Origin of the sequence: Pseudoalteromonas sp. NBT06-2 (genome assembly GCF_002276045.1) — a bacterium.
Taxonomy (GTDB): domain Bacteria; phylum Pseudomonadota; class Gammaproteobacteria; order Enterobacterales; family Alteromonadaceae; genus Pseudoalteromonas.
This window is the reverse complement of record NZ_NQMR01000117.1, coordinates 1-1,762: the sequence shown is the minus strand read 5'-3', so window position 1 is coordinate 1,762 and position 1,762 is coordinate 1. Positions and strand designations below refer to the sequence as shown.

The following is a 1,762-nucleotide window of genomic DNA, read 5'->3' as shown; positions in this document are numbered from 1 at the left end:
GGGTTATTGAGGTGTTACCCTTATTGGTACCGAGATGATAATAACTTAGTTGTAGAACCGTTAGCTGATATGGAATCAAGCCTCTATTATAATGGCGTTAAGCGTTTATTCGAACAAACAAAGACACCTCAAGTTTTGGTGACCGAACCTTATATGTACCAAGGTAAAATGATTGTAGAGCAAAGCTACCCGATTACAAAAGATCAGAAGTTTTTAGGTATTGGCGGTGTTGATCGCTCTTTAACAGATATAGAATCATATCTTCTTAAAATAAAACAACAGACAAAGAGAGATATTTTCCTAATAAGTAAAGATGGTCACTTTATATCGGCAACTCTTAAGAATGTTGGGTTACAAACCAAATCAATTGCAAGTTCAGCATATAAAAACCATTTTTCTACTATCTATCAAAATAGAGAAAAGCAGCAGGTTAAATTAATGCAAGACCCAATAACTAACCAACTTTACTATTTCGCCAGTGAATTTATTAAAACGGGGCAATGGCTGGTAATACTTGCCGAGCCAGAGGAACAAGTGATAGGTCCTATACGTCAGTTATTTGTTAAAACAAGTATCTTTGCATTAGTCGCTATCTTACTTTTGATTGCTTTATCTTTATGGTTTGTAAAATCTATAAGCTTAAGAATAAATAAGGTCATGATAATGGCTGAAGAAATTGCGATCGGCGACTTATCTTCAGTCTCCATTAGCCAATCCAATGGAAACGATGAATTATCAGCAATGGAAGCAAGCTTAGAGAAAGTTGGTACATCATATTCTCAAATAGATAAACTTTGCACAGCCATTGCTGCTGGAGACTTTAGCGCCAGTATGACCAAACGCAGTGAAAATGATAATGTAGCTAAATCTATCAATTTTATGTCTAAACGCCGAAAAGAAATAGAACAAGCTTTAGTTGAGCGTTCCAATTTAATAATCACCAATACCCAAAAGCAAAGTAGCGAAATAGAAAATGTTGCTACAGCAATGAATGAAATGTCAACGACTATAGGGGAGGTTTCAAATTTAGCAACCAAATCCGCCGATAATGCAACTGAAGCTGTATCATCCGCCGATGAAACACAGAACATCCTTTCCCGTGCAGTTTTGGAAATCAAAGAGCTCTCTACAGAAATAACATTGGCAAGTGATGCCATTTCTGAGGTTGCAAATAGTAGTGAAAACATCAGCAGCATAGTTGAAACTATTAACATGATTGCAGAACAAACTAACTTACTTGCGCTTAATGCTGCAATAGAAGCAGCAAGGGCTGGTGAGCAAGGCCGTGGGTTTGCAGTGGTAGCCGATGAAGTGAGAAGTTTAGCATCCAAAACACGAACTTCAACGGAAGAAATTAGTAACCTTATTAATAAGTTACAAGAAGAAGTTAACAGTGCCGTTTCTAAAGTAGCCGATGGTGTCTTGAAAACACAATTAGCGGTAAGTAAAAGTGAAAATGCCTATAACGCTTTAACGAAAATTACCTCTGGTATTGACAGTATTAGTATCAATATGACACAAGTCGCAACCGCTGTTGAAGAACAGAGTATTACATGTGAAGAAATAAACAGAAATATAGTGGTAATTCATGATTCTGTCAAAGATTTAGCTAAGGTTGCTAATGAAAATAACAGCAGTAATTCTGATTATTTCACGTAATAAAAAATCTATTTTACTGAGACTATACTTTGTTTTAAGCTTATAAATATATACAGTTACATTAGAGCATTACACCACTACTCTGTTAACTTTTTTCATTGCC

At 35.8% G+C, this 1,762-nt stretch carries 1 protein-coding gene; it reads left to right on the top strand.

Translation table 11 applies throughout. The features are described from left to right. A partial coding sequence (locus CJF42_RS19005) for a methyl-accepting chemotaxis protein (RefSeq protein ID WP_141235592.1) occupies positions 1 to 1,659 on the top strand: 1,659 nt, incomplete at its 5' end. Positions 1,660 to 1,762 lie beyond the last annotated feature (103 nt).